At 49.2% G+C, this 17535-nt stretch carries 13 protein-coding genes; 12 read left to right on the plus strand and 1 reads right to left on the minus strand.

What is annotated here, in order from left to right:
- Window positions 1-190: 190 nt before the first annotated feature.
- The 8 genes from EZ315_RS03135 to mgtE all read left to right on the plus strand — a co-directional run bounded on the left by EZ315_RS03135 (window position 191) and on the right by mgtE (window position 11350).
- Entirely contained in the window at window positions 191-763 is a 573-nt protein-coding gene (locus EZ315_RS03135) for a DNA alkylation repair protein (RefSeq protein WP_170957445.1), read from the plus strand.
- Between the two features lie 60 nt (window positions 764-823).
- A complete protein-coding gene (locus EZ315_RS03140) occupies window positions 824-2344 on the plus strand; it encodes a peptide MFS transporter (protein ID WP_135470537.1) in 1521 nt (506 codons plus the stop codon).
- 196 nt (window positions 2345-2540) lie between these two features.
- Window positions 2541-4793 (plus strand): TonB-dependent receptor, encoded by a 2253-nt coding sequence (locus EZ315_RS03145; protein ID WP_135470539.1) that lies wholly within the window; start codon window positions 2541-2543, stop codon window positions 4791-4793.
- 128 nt (window positions 4794-4921) lie between these two features.
- Window positions 4922-5884: a hypothetical protein gene (locus EZ315_RS03150; RefSeq protein WP_135470540.1), complete on the plus strand. Its 963-nt coding sequence runs from the start codon at window positions 4922-4924 to the stop codon at window positions 5882-5884.
- 397 nt (window positions 5885-6281) lie between these two features.
- Window positions 6282-7847, plus strand: coding sequence for an L-aspartate oxidase (nadB, locus tag EZ315_RS03155; RefSeq protein ID WP_135470542.1), 1566 nt, complete (start codon window positions 6282-6284; stop codon window positions 7845-7847).
- Window positions 7848-7979: 132 nt separating this feature from the next.
- Window positions 7980-8642, plus strand: coding sequence for a DUF4294 domain-containing protein (locus EZ315_RS03160; protein WP_242452487.1), 663 nt, complete (start codon window positions 7980-7982; stop codon window positions 8640-8642).
- Between the two features lie 445 nt (window positions 8643-9087).
- Complete coding sequence (rsmA, locus tag EZ315_RS03165; RefSeq protein WP_242452488.1) at window positions 9088-9921, plus strand: 16S rRNA (adenine(1518)-N(6)/adenine(1519)-N(6))-dimethyltransferase RsmA; 834 nt, start codon at window positions 9088-9090, stop codon at window positions 9919-9921.
- Between the two features lie 67 nt (window positions 9922-9988).
- Window positions 9989-11350: a magnesium transporter gene (gene mgtE, locus EZ315_RS03170; RefSeq protein WP_135470544.1), complete on the plus strand. Its 1362-nt coding sequence runs from the start codon at window positions 9989-9991 to the stop codon at window positions 11348-11350.
- A gap of 4 nt (window positions 11351-11354) precedes the next feature.
- Here mgtE and EZ315_RS03175 read toward each other — a convergent pair whose 3' ends face one another.
- Window positions 11355-11945: a hypothetical protein gene (locus tag EZ315_RS03175; RefSeq protein ID WP_135470546.1), complete on the minus strand. Its 591-nt coding sequence runs from the start codon at window positions 11943-11945 to the stop codon at window positions 11355-11357.
- Between the two features lie 177 nt (window positions 11946-12122).
- On the opposite strand from EZ315_RS03175, the gene EZ315_RS03180 reads away from it, so the two are divergent.
- The 4 genes from EZ315_RS03180 (at window position 12123) to EZ315_RS03195 (ending at window position 17458) form a co-directional block, all read left to right on the plus strand.
- A complete protein-coding gene (locus tag EZ315_RS03180; protein ID WP_135470548.1) occupies window positions 12123-13085 on the plus strand; it encodes a DUF5119 domain-containing protein in 963 nt (320 codons plus the stop codon).
- 68 nt (window positions 13086-13153) lie between these two features.
- Window positions 13154-14143 carry a fimbrillin family protein gene (locus EZ315_RS03185; protein ID WP_160658152.1) on the plus strand — a complete coding sequence of 330 codons (990 nt, stop codon included), beginning with the start codon at window positions 13154-13156 and terminating at the stop codon, window positions 14141-14143.
- A gap of 209 nt (window positions 14144-14352) precedes the next feature.
- On the plus strand, window positions 14353-16395 hold the full coding sequence (gene metG / locus EZ315_RS03190; RefSeq protein ID WP_135470551.1) for a methionine--tRNA ligase: 2043 nt from the start codon (window positions 14353-14355) through the stop codon (window positions 16393-16395).
- A 31-nt stretch (window positions 16396-16426) separates the two neighbouring features.
- A complete protein-coding gene (locus tag EZ315_RS03195; RefSeq protein ID WP_135470553.1) occupies window positions 16427-17458 on the plus strand; it encodes an asparaginase in 1032 nt (343 codons plus the stop codon).
- Window positions 17459-17535: the final 77 nt, after the last annotated feature.

Here is a 17535-nt window from a genome sequence, read left to right on the forward strand (position 1 = left end):
AAATTTTATGACAGGACAAATATTCATCTACTTATATAGTAATTCCCAAAATATCGAGAGACAGGAACATAAAACCGATTTCACATAGCCCCATGCCAATCCATATTACAATATTTTCCGTATCTTTGCGGAAACAAAAATCTAAAATAACATTCACGACTATCCTCCTGCCATGCCGGAATACAACAGAATGCAGATAATAAAGCGTAGATTCTTTGCTATGCGCAACGGAATCATCGCTGACACACTCCGCAAAGCCGGACTTGAATACAAGATCATATTCGGGCTCAATCTCCCACAGATAACAGAAATAGCTGCCGAGCAGCCCCATGAGGCAGATCTGGCTGAAGAACTGTGGGCTGACCGCCGCACCCGCGAGAGCCTTATGCTTGCTCCCATGCTCTACCCTGCCGCCGACATGGACTCCGCAACAGCTGCCCGATGGATACGTACCGCACCCACGACAGAAGTGGCTGATGTGCTATGCCTCAAGCTTCTCCGCCACATCCCCGAGGCTATCGACTTAGCCATCGAAGCAGCCGGATCAGACGAGGAAATGGTGAGATATACAGCCCTGCGCCTGATGTTCAACCTTCTAAATACAGCCTCATCCCCAGCCGGACGCGAGGCAGGATTTCCGTCACCGAAAGAAATCGCCCATATTATGCACCCTTTTGTAAAAGCTGAAAGACAGGCTGCCAGCCGGCTGACCCAAACTTTATCGATTCAATTGCTTGATGAAATCGAATTTATTTTGGAATAATATTCTTTTTACTTATATTTGCACTCAGAGAAAACTAATCCAATACCAATCATCACATTTATGTTTAAGAACCACCCCAAGGGCCTTATACCAGCAGCCCTGAGTAACATGGGCGAGCGTTTCGGATATTACATCATGAACGCCGTGCTCGTGCTGTTCCTTTGTTCCAAGTTCGGACTCAACGAGGAGACAAGCACCCTTATCTATTCCTTCTTCTATGCCGGCATCTACGTGCTGAGCCTTGTGGGCGGATATATCGCCGACAAGACCATGAACTACAAGGGCACCATCATCTCGGGCCTTCTTGTCATGACATTTGGCTACATTATTCTATCCATTCCGGTGCTTGCCACCGAGGGCAACACCTCATGGCTGCTCACTGTGACATGTGTGGCTCTGTTCCTTATCGCATTCGGTAACGGCCTATTCAAAGGCAACCTTCAGGCAATCGTCGGTCAGCTCTACGACAATCCCAAGTACAGCTCACAGCGCGACTCAGGATTCCAGATATTCTATGTGTTCATCAACATTGGCGGCGTGCTCGCTCCGTTCGTAGCCCCATTGCTCCGCAGCTGGTGGCTCAACGCCAACAGCATGTCATACAATGCGTCGTTCCCGGCAATGTGCCATGAATACCTGAACCTCACCGACTCCATGAACGAGGAGAATATGAACAACCTCTATGCCCTTGCCACTCAGGTAGGACATCAGGGAGGTGACATAGCCGAGTTCTGCACAAAATACCTTGACGTATTCAACACAGGTATCCACTACTCGTTCATTGCTTCGGTAGCTGCCATGCTCATATCGCTTGGAGTGTTCCTCGCCGTGAAGAAAGGTCTGCCCTCACCCGCACGCCGTGAGGCTGCCGAAGAGACAAGCTACACAGCCGAAGAAAAAGCCGCTATGGCAAAGGAGATCAAGCAGAGAATGTATGCCCTCTTCGCAGTGCTCGGAATCGCGATCTTCTTCTGGTTCTCATTCCACCAGAACGGAACATCAATGTCGCTCTTCGCCCGCGACTTCGTGGACACATCCACTATCGCCCCTGAAATATGGCAGGCTGTCAATCCGTTCTTCGTGATCGTCCTGACTCCGGTAATCATACTTCTCTTCTCCTCACTCGCCAAAAAGGGTAAAGAGATATCAACCCCGCGCAAAATTGCTATAGGTATGGGTCTTGCAGGTATCGCCTACCTGTTCCTCACCATCTACTCTGTATACATGAATTATCCTTCAGGCACTGATTTCCGCGCCCTCAGCGAAGCTGCCAAGGCAGGGCTTCTTTCAGGACCATGGGTACTCATCCTGTACTATTTCTTCATGACAGTAGCCGAACTGTTCATCTCTCCCCTCGGACTCTCGTTCGTATCAAAGGTGGCACCCAAGCACATGCAGGGCCTCTGTCAGGGTCTGTGGCTCGGAGCTACAGCCGTAGGCAACCTCATGCTTTGGATCGGCCCGCTGATCTACAATAAGGCTCCCATCTGGGTAGCATGGTCAGTGTTCCTCGCTGTATGTATCATATCCATGGGCATCATGTTCGCGATGGTAAAATGGCTTGAGCGAGTTACCAAGTAGTAACACTCCCTCATTACAATAAATCCACAAGGACAAAATGATATGGGAAACCTTTTGTTTCCTATGTCGTTTTGTCCTTGTGTTTTTTACAAAATAAACAACCGACAAACATATCACTATTTTAAAGTATTTGCGGAGTGATGAATAAATGTGTACCTTTGCACACTGATATTCATATTAGTGAACAATTCGTACAATGCGGCATATACTAACAACATTAATCCTGCTCTCCGTAATGTCAGGAGCCAAAGGGGCTGAATCGCCTACAAACGTAACCTACGCTCCTGCCGATACCTCAGCCACACCCCTCGGTGAAGTCAGTGTCACAGCTATCAAACATTCCTCATCGCTGATGAGGCAGCCTGTCACAGTGACCACCATCAATCAGAGGCAGATCGAACGTTTCAACGTGAGCGGCATGAAAGGCGTGAGCGAGATCGCACCGAACTTCTATATGCCGGATTACGGCTCCAGAATGACATCTTCGATATATGTGCGCGGCATTGGCACCCGCATAGACCAACCCGCCGTCGGACTAAATATCGATAACATCCCCTACCTAAACAAAAACAGCTATGATTTCGATATGCTTGATGTGGAGCGAATCGAAGTGCTCCGCGGTCCGCAGTCGACACTCTACGGACGCAACACCATAGCCGGACTCATCAATGTCTATACACTCTCTCCTCTTTCATATCAGGGATTAAGGTTCATGGCTGAGGGGAGCCTGCCTGGAGCCTACCGCGCCGGAATGGGGGTATATCATAAGCTCGCACCACGGCTGGGCATGAGCATCAACGGATATGCATCACACACTCACGGATATTTCCGAAATCTCCACAACGGCAAACACGCCGACGGGACAACCGACTTCTCAGGAAGATGGAGAACCGTGTGGCGTCCCACTGACCGGTTGAGCATAGAAAATGTGCTCTCGGCAGGACACTCAAAGCAGAGCGGCTACCCATATGCCTATGTCGAGACAGGTGACATCAATTACAATGACACATGCTTCTACCGTCGCACATCCGTCACCGACGGACTCACCGTAAGGTGGATAGGTCCCCACTTCAGCATCGCGTCCATTACTGGACTACAGTATCTCAAAGACAACATGACTCTTGATCAGGACTTCCTCCCTGACAGCTACTTCACTCTTACCCAACGCCAATACGACAGGAGTGTGACACAGGACATAGTGATACGCGGCAATGCAGGCAATTATTCCTGGCTTGCAGGTGTGTTCGGCTTCTACAAGCACAACCGCATGACAGCACCTGTGACATTCAAGGAGGACGGCATCGACCGCCTTATACTCAAGAACATAAATTCAAAACTACCGGAAGGGATGGAACTGAGATGGAATGATGACGAATTCATCCTCGGAAACGACTTCCGCACACCCACCAAAGGGATAGCAGTGTACCACAGAAGTACACTCGACCTTGGGAAATGGACCCTGTCAGCCTCTCTGCGCTTCGACTACGAGCAGACTGCTCTCTCATATCACAGCAATGTGAACACCTCTGCCACCATGTACAGAATGATGGGGCAGGCAGGAATGATCCCCTTGTTAACCCAGGAAATAGCAATCGACGATTACGGCAAACTCAAGAAATCCTTCCGCGAATTACTACCCAACGTCTCTGTGACATACAATATGAAGAATTCAGCTGTATTCCTATCCGTAGCCAAAGGATTCAAGGCTGGAGGATTCAACACACAGATGTTCAGCAATATCCTTCAGTCCAAAATGATGGCAGTGGCAGGGCACGGAGAGGAAGCTGACGTAGACCAATACGTAAGCTACAAACCGGAGACCTCATGGAACTATGAGCTCGGAGGGCACTTCTCCTGCGACCAAGGCAGGGTCTACTCCACATTCTCAGCATTCTTCATTGATGTGCGTGACCAGCAAGTCACAGTCTTTCCTGAAGGAGACGGCACAGGACGCATGATGGCAAATGCCGGCCGCACGCGCTCATTAGGAGCAGAACTCACTCTGCGATACACCCCATCGGCAAGATGGAGATTCGACCTTGCCTACGGATACACCAATGCTACGTTCCGCCATTTCTTTGACGGACACGACGATCTTTCAGGAAAGCGTGTCCCCTATGCGCCATCCAACACACTCTTCCTCTCGGCTGCCTACCGCATGCCAGTGCGCTCATCGATGGTCGAAGCCATAAGCTTCTGCCCCACTCTGCGCGGGACAGGCTCGATATACTGGGACGAAATGAACATATACCGTCAACCATTCTATGCGGAGCTCGGAGCATCCATACGCTTAGAGCACTCTCGCTATTCACTCGATCTGTGGGGAAAGAATCTTACCGATACAAAGTTTGACGTATTCCGTTACGAATCCATAGGCAACAACTTCTTTCAGAGAGGCAAACCTCTCTGCGCCGGCATAACACTGCGCGTTCACATCGACAATATTTAGTATGCATCCGATCCTGTTAACACTTCTTGGTGTTATTTAGCATTATAGCGCAGAATGCACTGCAATAAACAATAAACCAGCGCGTTTTATATCACGACATAAATTTAGAAAACCATACCTACTCAAGAATGAAAAAGACAATTCTATCAGCGGCTCTTTTAGTACCCGCCATCACCTTTACCTCCTGCCTCAACTCTGATGGTGACAACACCCAAAAGACCACCATCAACTACGGCAACAACATGTGCTTCAATGTGGTCACCGACATGAATGACCCCGAACATCCATTCATAACCACAGCCCCCAACTACATTATCGACATCAACTTCACCGAAGGCACTGGCGTAATGAGCATGAGCAATATCAAATTCACCCCCAATGGGTCCAACCTCACTTACCGCCTCCCGGCAATGCCGCTGACAATCAGCAATACCGACTACAGCTACAATCTCAAAGGCAGCCTCCTCACCCCGGAAGGACAAGAGGACCAGATAATGTTCAACAATGTGTCATTCAGCATTATCGAACGAAGCATCTCTATATCAGGACAGCTCGGTTACGCCCCAATCTATAAGCTTGATTTCACAGCAAGCAATCTCAGCAACAATTATAAGATCTCAGCATTCCCCCACTCTTACTATTTCCCTGCCGACGACATTATATCAACCCCGCTCAATCCTGAATCGGACGACGAACCTTACACCTATAACAATGCCGTAGTCAGGATCGTCCTCACCCCCGACAAGACCGACAGCCAGAAACTCACTGCATCACTCACCCTATTTGACGTGAAATTCAATTCATCAATGTCAACAGTGACATTAAGTGCAGAAAATCTCCCTGTCAAGGTTGACTCCAACGGTTTCTCAATAACTACCGAGGAAGACAAAAAAATCGAGCTTAAAGATGCTGCAGGTGTAATGAAGGATTGCAGCATATCCAACATCAAGACCCGCACTTTCGTACCGCAGGGAAATACCACAATGTCATTCGACATAGACCTTGAGGCCCTCAATCCGCAGCACCCCATCAAGCCGTGCCACGTAAACGCAAGCCTCACATACACCTATCCTAAAAAAGACAATAACTAACAGACTCTTGACGACAGCATATCCATCTCTCTCATCGAGATAGGCAAAAATCTCAGGGACAAGGCATAACGACGCCTTGTCCCTATTTTATTCATCGCTCTCGGCACAATTATTTAAAGCTGTATAAAAATTTTTAGTAAAAAACATCTTAGCAATGAACCTTTTTCCGATAAGGTATGTTATAAGGATGTAGTTACTATTATTTGCACTGTGTTTTCATGGTATTAGATTTAAGGTTAAAGATACCGGGTCGTCGAGATGATGACCCGATTCTTTTTTTATTCGTCACTCAAAATTTATTGCCATAAAAAAATCAGGACAATACAAAATTCATTAACTTTGCGGATACATACGAGCGCACTCTCTTACCGGAGTCACTCCCCAACGATGTGAAAATATGACACGAAAATATGATTTTCTCGTAATAGGGTCAGGCATTGCAGGAATGAGCTTTGCCCTAAAGGTAGCCGGCCACGGCACTGTTGCATTAGTGTGCAAAACCACACTCGATGAGGCCAACACCGCTCTCGCCCAGGGAGGCGTAGCGTCGGTGACCGACTTCAAGGTCGATGACTTTGAAAAACATATCCACGACACTATGGTGGCAGGCGACTGGCTCAGCGATCCTGAAGCAGTGGAGAAAGTGATAAGAAATGCCCCGTCGCAGATCGAAGAACTGATCCATTGGGGAGTAAATTTTGACAAGAAAGAGGACGGCTCATTCGATCTGCACAGAGAAGGAGGACACTCGGAGTTCCGTATACTCCATCATGCCGACAACACCGGTTTTGAAATCCAGGACTCGCTTATCAAAGCTGTCCGCGCCAACAAAAATATAGATGTCTACGAGCACCACTTCGCTATCGAGATAATCACCCAGCATCATCTCGGCAAGATTGTGACCCGCCGCACACCCGACATTACATGCTACGGAGCCTATGTGCTCAACACCGAGACAGGAGAAGTCGACACATTCCTTTCAAAATTGACCCTTATGGCAACCGGAGGAGCCGGAGCCGTATATCAGACCACAACCAATCCACTTGTCGCCACCGGCGACGGCATAGCCATGGTATACCGCGCCAAAGGAACTGTCAAGGATATGGAATTCATACAGTTCCACCCCACAGCTCTTTACCATCCCGGCGACCGGCCGTCATTTCTCATCACCGAGGCAATGCGAGGTTACGGAGCGGTGTTGCGCAACAAGCGCGGCGAGGAATTCATGCAAAAATACGATCCCCGGCTCTCACTCGCGCCACGCGACATTGTGGCACGAGCCATTGACTCTGAGATGAAGCTCCACGGCGACGACCATGTGTACCTCGACGTGACTCACAAGGACCCGGAGGAAACCAAGAAGCATTTCCCCAACATATATGCGAAATGCATGTCGCTCGGCATAGACATCACCAAGGACTATATCCCTGTGGCACCAGCCGCCCACTATCTGTGCGGAGGCATAAAAGTCGACACTAACGGAGAGTCGTCCATCAGACGACTTTATGCCGTAGGCGAATGTTCCTGCACAGGGCTCCACGGAGGCAACCGTCTCGCATCCAATTCGCTCATCGAGGCTGTAGTGTATGCCGATGCGGCAGCCCGACACTCCATGGAGCATATCAGCCATTACGATTTCCGTAGCGATGTGCCTGCCTGGAACGACGAGGGGACACGCCATCCTGAAGAGATGGTGCTCATAACCCAAAGCATCAAAGAGGTAGGTCAGATCATGGGGACATATGTAGGCATCGTGCGATCCAACCTGCGGCTCGACCGTGCCTGGAACCGTCTTGACATCCTATATGAAGAGACCGAGAAACTGTTCAAATGCTCCAAAGCATCACGCGAGATATGCGAACTACGCAACATCATCAACGTAGGCTACCTCATAATGCGTCAGGCCAAAGAACGCAAGGAGTCACGCGGGCTTCATTATACGGTAGATTATCCCCACTTATAGCCCCACGAATCAGATAAGATCATCTTATAACTTAAATCAGGGCGGGGATGGAAGCTTCCCTGCCCTATTATTTTTTTCATACCACAAAATAACCACACAATAAACAAGCTCATTTCTCGTTGTTATATAGATATGCCAGCTATATTTCGACATATTATCCCCTGCATTCTATGCCTGTTGACTCTAATCCCCTCTTTCGGTCAGTCACCCGTGGGCAATGATGTGCCTTCGGCTGAGGAAATAGAGGCTGGAGGCGGGCGGAAACGTGCCCTTCAGGGATACTATCTCTTCCCTGGAGAAGATGGAGAGGACTGCCTGATGCTTGTGCTGTCGGATGTCACAGTGTTCCCTCCCATGAAGAAATTCAAGAATAAGAAAGAGGAGGAATTCTACTGGAAAACCGTACGCGATGTACGCAAGACTCTTCCATATGCCAAACTCATTTGCGAGACACTAATCGAGACCTACGAGTACATCGAAACATTCCCTACACAAAAAGAGCGGGAGGACCACCTGAAAAAGATGGAGAGTGCCGTGTTTGAGCAATACAAACCGGTGCTCAAGAAATTCACCAAGTCACAGGCACAGATGCTAATAAAGCTAATCAACCGCGAGACCAACCAGTCAAGCTACAATATACTGAAAGCATTCCTCGGATCATTCCGGGCTGGATTCTGGCAGACGTTCGGCAGAGTGTTCGGCGTGAACCTCCGCACAAGCTACAAACCTGATAAAGACCGCAAAGACGCCATAATCGAGCGCGTAGCCACACTCATAGAGCAAGGACAGCTATAACCCGACAAAATAGAGATACACAAAAAAAGGCCCGGCGGGACACTGGTTCCACTTGCCGGGCCGAAGTTGTAGATACGGAACGGCAACATTTCTGCCATTCCAAGGTCTTTACGGCTAAAGACCTTAACTATTACCGGAACTTGACGCTCACCCCACTTAAGTAGAGAAATTGCCCTGCGCCGGGAATCTGCGAAGCCACCCGGTGAAGGGTACTCCACATAGCCTGAGGTACACTGACCTGCGGGCTACATTGTGAGAGCCTACGTGGAGAGAACATCACCAACAGGATGAGCGACACTCCTTTCGTGCTTTCAATATTACAAACGCCGTTACCACACGTATGGTTTTTCAAACAATGGTTGAAAGAAATTAAAATAATTAAAATCGAATGTTTGGGCGGATATTTCATGGAAAAAAAGTAACTTTGTGTCCGAAAACCCATGTCATGATGAAAAGAGACCGCAACAGCCATAACAGCCCGCGTCCACGCAAAATGGAAAGTGCCGTAAAGCCAAAAAAAGCTTTAGGGCAGCACTTCCTTATAGACGAGTCTGTGGCTGAGCGGATTGCATCCACCATTGATCCATGGAAAGGGATTCCGGTTCTTGAAGTCGGTCCAGGCATGGGAGTGCTCACCAAGTACCTGCTCGCCAAAGGGCATGATGTCAAAGTAGCCGAGATCGACGGAGAGAGCATCGAATATCTGCGTTACAATTTCCCGGAACTTAACGGCAGAATCCTCGATGCCGATTTTCTTAAGATAGACCTTTCCGCCCTATATCCCGATGGGAAAAATTTCGGAGTGATAGGCAACTATCCCTACAACATATCCTCTCAGATATTTTTCCACGTCCTTGACTACAAGGATCAGGTGACAGTGTGCTCCGGAATGCTACAGCGGGAAGTCGCCGAAAGGCTTGCCGCACCCGAAGGCACCAAGGCACGCGGAATACTCAGCGTGCTGCTCCAGGCATGGTATGACGTGAAATACCTCTTCACTGTGGATGAAAACGTGTTCAATCCACCGCCAAAAGTCAAGAGCGGCGTAATCATCATGACCCGCAACGACGTGACATCGCTCGGGTGTGACGAACGTCTATTCAAGACAATCGTAAAAACATCATTCGGACAACGACGCAAGACACTCCGCAATTCACTGCGCGGGCTGTTCCCTGCCGGCGTACCGTTGCCCGACTCCCCATTGCTTGCTCTGCGCCCCGAACAATTGTCGGTGGCTCAGTTCATCGAGCTGACGCAACTCGTCTCGTCAGCCGGATAGAAGGTCGCTACTTCGGGGCGGCTGTAGAGAGATATAAACAATCGCTCACCACATCACCCATCAAGCAATGAAAGATTTTACCCCCGAATACATCCATCATCTGCAAAAAATCATCGAGGACCATGCCGACGATGCAGCCCGCGATGAGCTGAAGGACCTACACCCGGCTGAGATCGCCGAGCTTTACCATGAGCTCGACATTGACGAGGCCGAATACCTGTACCTGCTGCTCGACGAAGAGACTCAGGCTGACGTGCTCATGGAACTTGACGAGGACGAACGCCAGCAGCTCCTGAGCAAGATGGATGCCGAGGACATAGCCAAGCAGATCGAGCACCTCGACACCGACGATGCCGTTGACGTGATACAGGAGCTTGACGAGGAGGAACGCGAAAAAATCCTCAGCCACATTGACGATGTGGAGCAGGCAGGCGATATCATAGACCTGCTGAAGTACGACGAGGACACCGCTGGCGGACTCATGGGCACCGAAATGATCGTGGTCAACGAGAACTGGAGCATGCCCGAATGCATCAGGCAGATGAGAATGCAGGCCGAGGACATGGACGAGGTATACTACGTCTATGTTGTCGACAACGATGACCGCCTCAAGGGCACTCTTCCGCTAAAGAAACTGATCACCCACCCATCAGTATCGAAAATAAAACATGTCATGGAGGATGATCCTGTGGCAGTCAAAGCCGACACCCCCATCGACGAAGTGGCACTTGACTTTGAAAAATACGACCTTGTGGCAATGCCTGTGGTCGACTCCATCGGTAGACTGCTGGGACGCATCACAGTCGATGACGTGATGGACCAGGTGCGTGACTCTAACGAACGAGACTACCAGTTGGCATCAGGTCTTACCCATGATGTGGAGAGCGACGACAAACTATTTGCCCAGACCAAAGCCCGGCTTCCGTGGCTGCTGATCGGAATGATCGGAGGACTGTGCAACTCGTTTATTCTCGGTAAATTTGAGGGTGGTTTCGTAGTTGACCCCACGCTTGCCCTGTTCATACCTCTTATCGGAGGCACAGGAGGAAACGTCGGCACACAATCATCAGCGATAGTCGTACAGGGCCTTGCCAATGGCTCACTTGACATCAAGAAATCCACTCAGCAACTGCTGAAAGAACTTGGCGTGGGACTGCTCAACGGCGGCATAATAGCACTGTTGGTGTTCATATACAACTATTTCACCATAGGTCACGGTCACGAAGTGACCACGTTTGCCGTATCCATATCACTGTTCTGCGTGGTAATGTTCGCATCGGTATTCGGGACATTCGTGCCGCTGACACTCGAAAAACTCAAGATCGACCCCGCACTTGCCACCGGTCCGTTCATCTCCATCACCAACGACATTATCGGAATGCTGATCTACATGAGCATCTCGTCATGGCTTATCATAGCATTGCACTGATACCTCAACGCCTATCACTCCTATTGCCCTTGCGAAACTCCAAAGCCTTGTGATCAAACACCGGCACTCCGAAAAGACCGTCACGAAGCACCACCGATGCCGAGTCACCATCATGAATGCGGCGATAATTTTTCAATGGCATTTCCACAAACTTAGTCCTGCCGTCAGACAGCTTCAACTGTAGCTTATAAGTATAGTATACCTCACCGTTGGCAACATATCTACGCCCCACACGACGGTGACGGTGATGCTCTTCCCTGAAATGACCTGTCACAACTGCGGTATCAGCCCGTTCCGACGCTGAATCGGCAAGCATATTGTTAAGAGCGAAAAATGCAAATGTCAAAAGCACTGCGGAAAACACCGAATGGCACATCCCATTGAACAGCCCGGATTCCGACCACGTGAGCGGAATCCACCATTTCCACATATGTATCGCAGTTGCAATACCTACACCCAATGTAACCGCCGGGACTATCCACCAGTCAATAAATGCATCGCTGTAAAGTATCATTGACCAAACTGACATCACCAATACAGCCAACACCGCAACGGCAATCTTCACTCCGCGAACAAACTTGTTACCCTTAGCCATAAAATAAATAGTTTGAAACTATCGGCAAAGATACAAGTATTTTCCGGTATAAAATCGATTCCCACAAGATTTATAAATATCATGCATAATGCAACGGTATAGACCAAAGAGTTTAACATCCTGGTTATGAAACTTTCCGTCCATAGAGAATGTTATAAATAGCAAGTAACGTCCTATATGGCTTTGTTCAAACGTGCATACCTCTTACTCTTAGCTTCGGCACTCGCTCTGCCGGAGACATCCTGCATATTCGATGACCTGGAGCCATGTGAGGACGCAAATATAGGATTCTCAATCACCAACAACTGGGGTACTGACACATCAGCCGACCCGGAAGGCATGGCATATCTGTTTTTTTACGATAGCGGATGCGAGCCATGGCGTTTTGATTTCCCCGGCAAAGAGGCAGGAAGAATCTCCCTTCCGGAAGGGAGCTACAGCTTCATAATGTTCAATGACGATACGGCATCGATAGATTTTGTCAGCGATGAAAATGAACATATATTCGCGACTACCAAGAATGTGACAATAGGGTTTGATCCACATATCGGCGAGCTGAGAGCATCGCCTGACATGATGTGGGCTGACGCAAGCATACTCGTCAAACTCGACCCAAATTGTCTGGAATACACAACATCCGAATATGCCAAGAAAATAGATCTCATCCATAACGCCGACATGAACATGATCACTAATCCCCAGCAGATTGTAGCCCGCTACACGCTACTGATCAACCACATTGAAAACCTAAGCGGCGTAGCATGCATGAAAGGTCTGCTGTCAGGAATGGCATCGGGAATCAATCTCAACACCAACACCCATTCAGAAAAGGCAGTGAGCATACCTTTTGATCTGTCCGTGTCTGCCGACTCAGCAGTCTGTTCCGAGTTCCTGACCTTCGGACTTCCCGGATCACCTGCCAGTGAGCCCAATGACATACTCCTGTTCTTTAAACTTTCGGACGGCAATATTATAAAATACGATTTTGATAAGACGGAAGAGATCCGCAATGCATCCGACCCTCTTAACGTAAAACTTACTATCGACTCTATACATCTCCCCTACGCACCACCCATTGAAGGCAACAGCGGATTTGCTCCAAGCGTATCTGGATGGACTACGGTGATTGTGAACTATTAGATTTGCCAATTTGTTGTAATCTAAACTAAATATCTCTGACTATGAGACTTTTGATAGCGGCATCATTTATGACAGTTCTTCTCCTTGGCTCCTGTACCCAGGAAGAGAACAGCCCTGACACTCCACAGACAGGTATAGGATTTTCGGCTGTAGCACCCAAGGCGTCACGTGCAGCCTCAACGACAACCGCATCACTTCAGAAATTCATTGTCTACGCCTACACTGAATCATCCATACTGATGGATGGGGTTACGGTGAGCCGTGAAGGCGGCTCATGGACCTACTCTCCTACTGTGTATTGGCCCGGGACCGCTGTCAATTTCTATGCCATAAGTCCTGATATCCGCAGCGATGTGCCTGAAAACACTGACGGCAGCCACACTATACGAGGGATGTCGTACGGCAGCACCGACCTCATATATGCAGTGAGCCTCAATCAGCATGAACGCCCAACACCTGTCAACCTACTGTTCAGGCATGCTATGAGCAAAGTGGCAGTGATGCTTTCAAGCACAAACAGCAAATATAACATAAAAGTCTATCATGTATTGCTGAAAAATATTTTCCTCAAGGGTGACTTCTCTCTTCCGGATGAGTCAACGAACAATGCCACAGCGGAAGGCATATGGAATAATCTGAATCTGAAATCGGACGCAATGATTTTTTACGATCACGGCACCTCCATATCATTGACTTCCACACCCATCGACGTTACCAGCGGCAATCTTGAAGCTTCATTCTTTGTGCCACAGCCACTTGATGCATTCAATTTCACCAACAGCGGACAATTCTCCGGTGGATATATACAGGTGGACTGCGAGATCATAGATAAGGCCACCGGCAATAAGATATGGCCCAGTGAATACACCCCTGAGTACCTACTTGTGGAAGACAGCCCATGCGGAAAGATGCTGTTCCCACTCTTGTCCGGAGATGTAAATACATGGAATCAGGGCTACTCATACATCTACAATATAATCATAAACAACTCCTACGTCCTTGACACCATTGAGTTCCAGCCAGGTGTAGTCGATTTCACAGAAGAGCAGCCTTACTGACACTCCGACATCAGAGAATCATGACAATGCACAGAAGAATCATGATAGAATCAAAAGAGCATGGTCGCGACATAAACTGCGGCCATGCTCTTTTGATTTTGTAACCATGCTCATTCACTATCACCCAAACTGAAAATCTCTCTTGGAAATGTCGCGGGGAAGATGTAATTTTGCACTATAAATCAAAAACATCGCTCAAAATTATCGCAATGGAAAAGAATTTCAAGCGCACACTCATAACCACAGCTCTCCCCTATGCCAACGGACCTGTACATATCGGCCATCTTGCCGGAGTATATGTACCTGCCGATATATATGCACGTTTCCTGCGCCTCAAAGGCGAGGACGTTGTGATGATAGGCGGCAGTGACGAGCACGGAGTGCCCATCACTCTGCGTGCCCGCAAGGAAGGAGTCACCTCTCAGGAGATAGTGGACCGCTACCATGCCATCATCAAGGATTCACTGGAAGAGCTTGGAGTATCGTTTGACATCTATTCCCGCACCACATCGCGCATACATCATGACACTGCGTCGGAATTCTTCCGCCGTCTCTACGACAAGGGGGAATTCACTGTTCAGACCGCCCTACAGCCCTACGACGAGAAAGGCGGCGAATTTCTTGCTGACCGCTATGTGATAGGCACCTGCCCGAAATGCGGTAACGAGCGTGCATATGGCGACCAGTGCGAGGCTTGCGGGTCATCGCTGAATGTCACTGACCTGATCAATCCTTGTTCGGCACTCACAGGCGAACCGGTGAAGATGCGTGAGACAACCCATTGGTATCTGCCTCTCGACCGTTGGGAGAACAAGCTACGTGAATGGATACTCGACGGACATAAGGAATGGAAAACCAATGTGTACGGACAGTGCAAGTCATGGCTCGACGGAGGACTCCAGCCACGCGCTGTGAGCCGCGACCTAAACTGGGGTGTGCCTGTTCCGGTGGAAGGTGCCGAGGGCAAGGTGCTGTATGTGTGGTTCGATGCACCAATCGGATACATATCAAACACAAAAGAGCTCATGCCCGACAGCTGGGAACGCTACTGGAAAGACCCCGAGACACGTATCATAAACTTCATCGGCAAGGACAATATCGTGTTCCACTGCATCGTGTTCCCCGCCATGCTTATGGCTTACGGCGATAATTTCCAGCTCCCCGACAATGTTCCAGCCAACGAGTTCCTCAATCTTGAAGGCGACAAGATATCAACATCCCGAAACTGGGCTGTATGGCTCCACGAATACCTCAAGGATATGCCCGGCAAACAGGATGTGTTACGTTACGTACTCACTGCCAATGCACCCGAAACCAAGGACAACGACTTCACATGGGCTGACTTCCAGGCCCGCAACAATAATGAGCTTGTGGCGATCCTTGGCAACTTCGTCAACCGAGCACTTGTCCTCACACACAAATTCTTCGGAGGGGTAGTACCTGCCGCCGGAGAGCTTACCGACACTGATCGTCAGGCCATTGAGGATATGAAGGGAGCCATAAAGGCCGAGACCGAAGCCCTCGATACATTCCATTTCCGTGAAGCACTCAAGCAGGCGATGGAGATAGCCCGAGTAGGAAACAGATATCTCCAGGAGACAGAACCATGGCGCGTAGTGAAGACCGACATGGCTCGCACCGAGACCATCCTTAACGTAGCTTTGCAGATATGCGCCAACATTGCCATAGCCTTCGAGCCGTTCATCCCATTCACAACTGCCCGACTTGCTGAAATGCTTCATCTCAATGACATGAGATGGGATAAACTTGGAGAAACCGACCTCGTATCCATAGGCACCGAGCTCGGCAAACCCGAACTACTGTTTGAAAAGATCGAGGACTCCACCATCCAGGCTCAGGTGCAGAAACTGCTCGACACCAAGAAAGCCAATGAGATCGCAGCATGGAAACCTGAACCACAGGCCGAGGATGTGGATTTTGACACTTTCTGCCGCAGCGACCTGCGTGTGGGTACTGTGCTTGAATGCACAAAGGTACCAAAGGCCGACAAGCTTCTCCGCTTCCTCATCGATGACGGCATGGAGAAACGCACCATCGTCTCAGGCATTGCCAAATACTACAACCCCGAGGATCTTGTGGGCAAACAGGTGTGCTTCATAGCCAATCTTCCTGTTCGCAAACTCAAAGGCATTGAATCACAAGGCATGATCCTCTCCGCAGAAAACAGCGACGGCTCAATAGTGCTCCTCACCCCATCCGCTCAGGTTGCCCCCGGGTCAAAGATCGGATAATAGTAACACGCCCGGATAATAATCAACAGTTATGGCACATACTCCTCGCATCCTCATCATCTATACAGGAGGCACCATCGGTATGATCGAGAACGCTGAGACAAAGGCTCTTGAGCCTTTCGACTTCTCGCACCTCATCGACAACGTTCCCAAAATCAAGATGCTTGAGTATCATATCGACAATATCCAGTTCACACCCATCGACTCATGTGACATGGGACCTGAAGGCTGGAAAGAGATAGCCCACGCAATTGAGGACAATTATGACCGTTACGACGGATTCGTAGTGCTCCACGGCACGGATACAATGGCCTACACTGCCTCGGCGTTGTCATTCATGCTCGCACATCTTGACAAGCCAGTCATAATCACAGGCTCCCAGTTACCTATAGGCGAGGTACGTACCGATGGTGAAGAGAATCTCATCACAGCTCTCCAGATTGCAGCCGCAACCGACTACAACGGAGACCCGATGGTACAGGAAGTGGCAATTCTGTTTGAGAACTATCTGTGGAGAGGCAATCGGTCCACCAAAATGAGTGCCGACAACTTCAATGCTTTCAAGAGCAATAATTATCCTGAACTCGCCAAGATCGGACTCGGTATACATTTCCAGGAAAAGGCATTGCGCAGGCCAAATGAACGTCGGCCTCTGCACGTTGCCACCAACATGGACAGGGGTGTGATCACGGTAGACCTTCATCCAGGGATGAGCAGAGAGGCACTTCACCATATCCTCAACACTCCGGGAATCAAGGGTATAGTGCTGCGCACATATGGTGCCGGCAATGCCCCGACAGCCACTTGGTTCCTTGAAGAGATCAAGAACACAGTGGAAAGCGGGATTGTGATAGTCAATGTAACCCAATGTGTCAACGGTGGTGTGCATTCCAGACGTTACGTGTCCGGCGATCGCCTTGCCAGATGCGGCGTCATTTCAGGACATGACATGACATCCGAAGCTGCCATCACTAAACTCATGTATCTATTCGGTCTCGGACTTACACCCTCGGCTGTCGCAGCACGCTTCGCTGTAAACCTATGCGGCGAAGTCACACTTTAGAAGTAACAGACGCTACACGATAATAATGTATAAATAGGATTTGCCCGGCATTCCGGGCAAATCCTATTTATACATTA

Origin of the sequence: Duncaniella freteri (genome assembly GCF_004766125.1) — a bacterium.
In the GTDB taxonomy this organism is placed as follows: domain Bacteria; phylum Bacteroidota; class Bacteroidia; order Bacteroidales; family Muribaculaceae; genus Duncaniella; species Duncaniella freteri.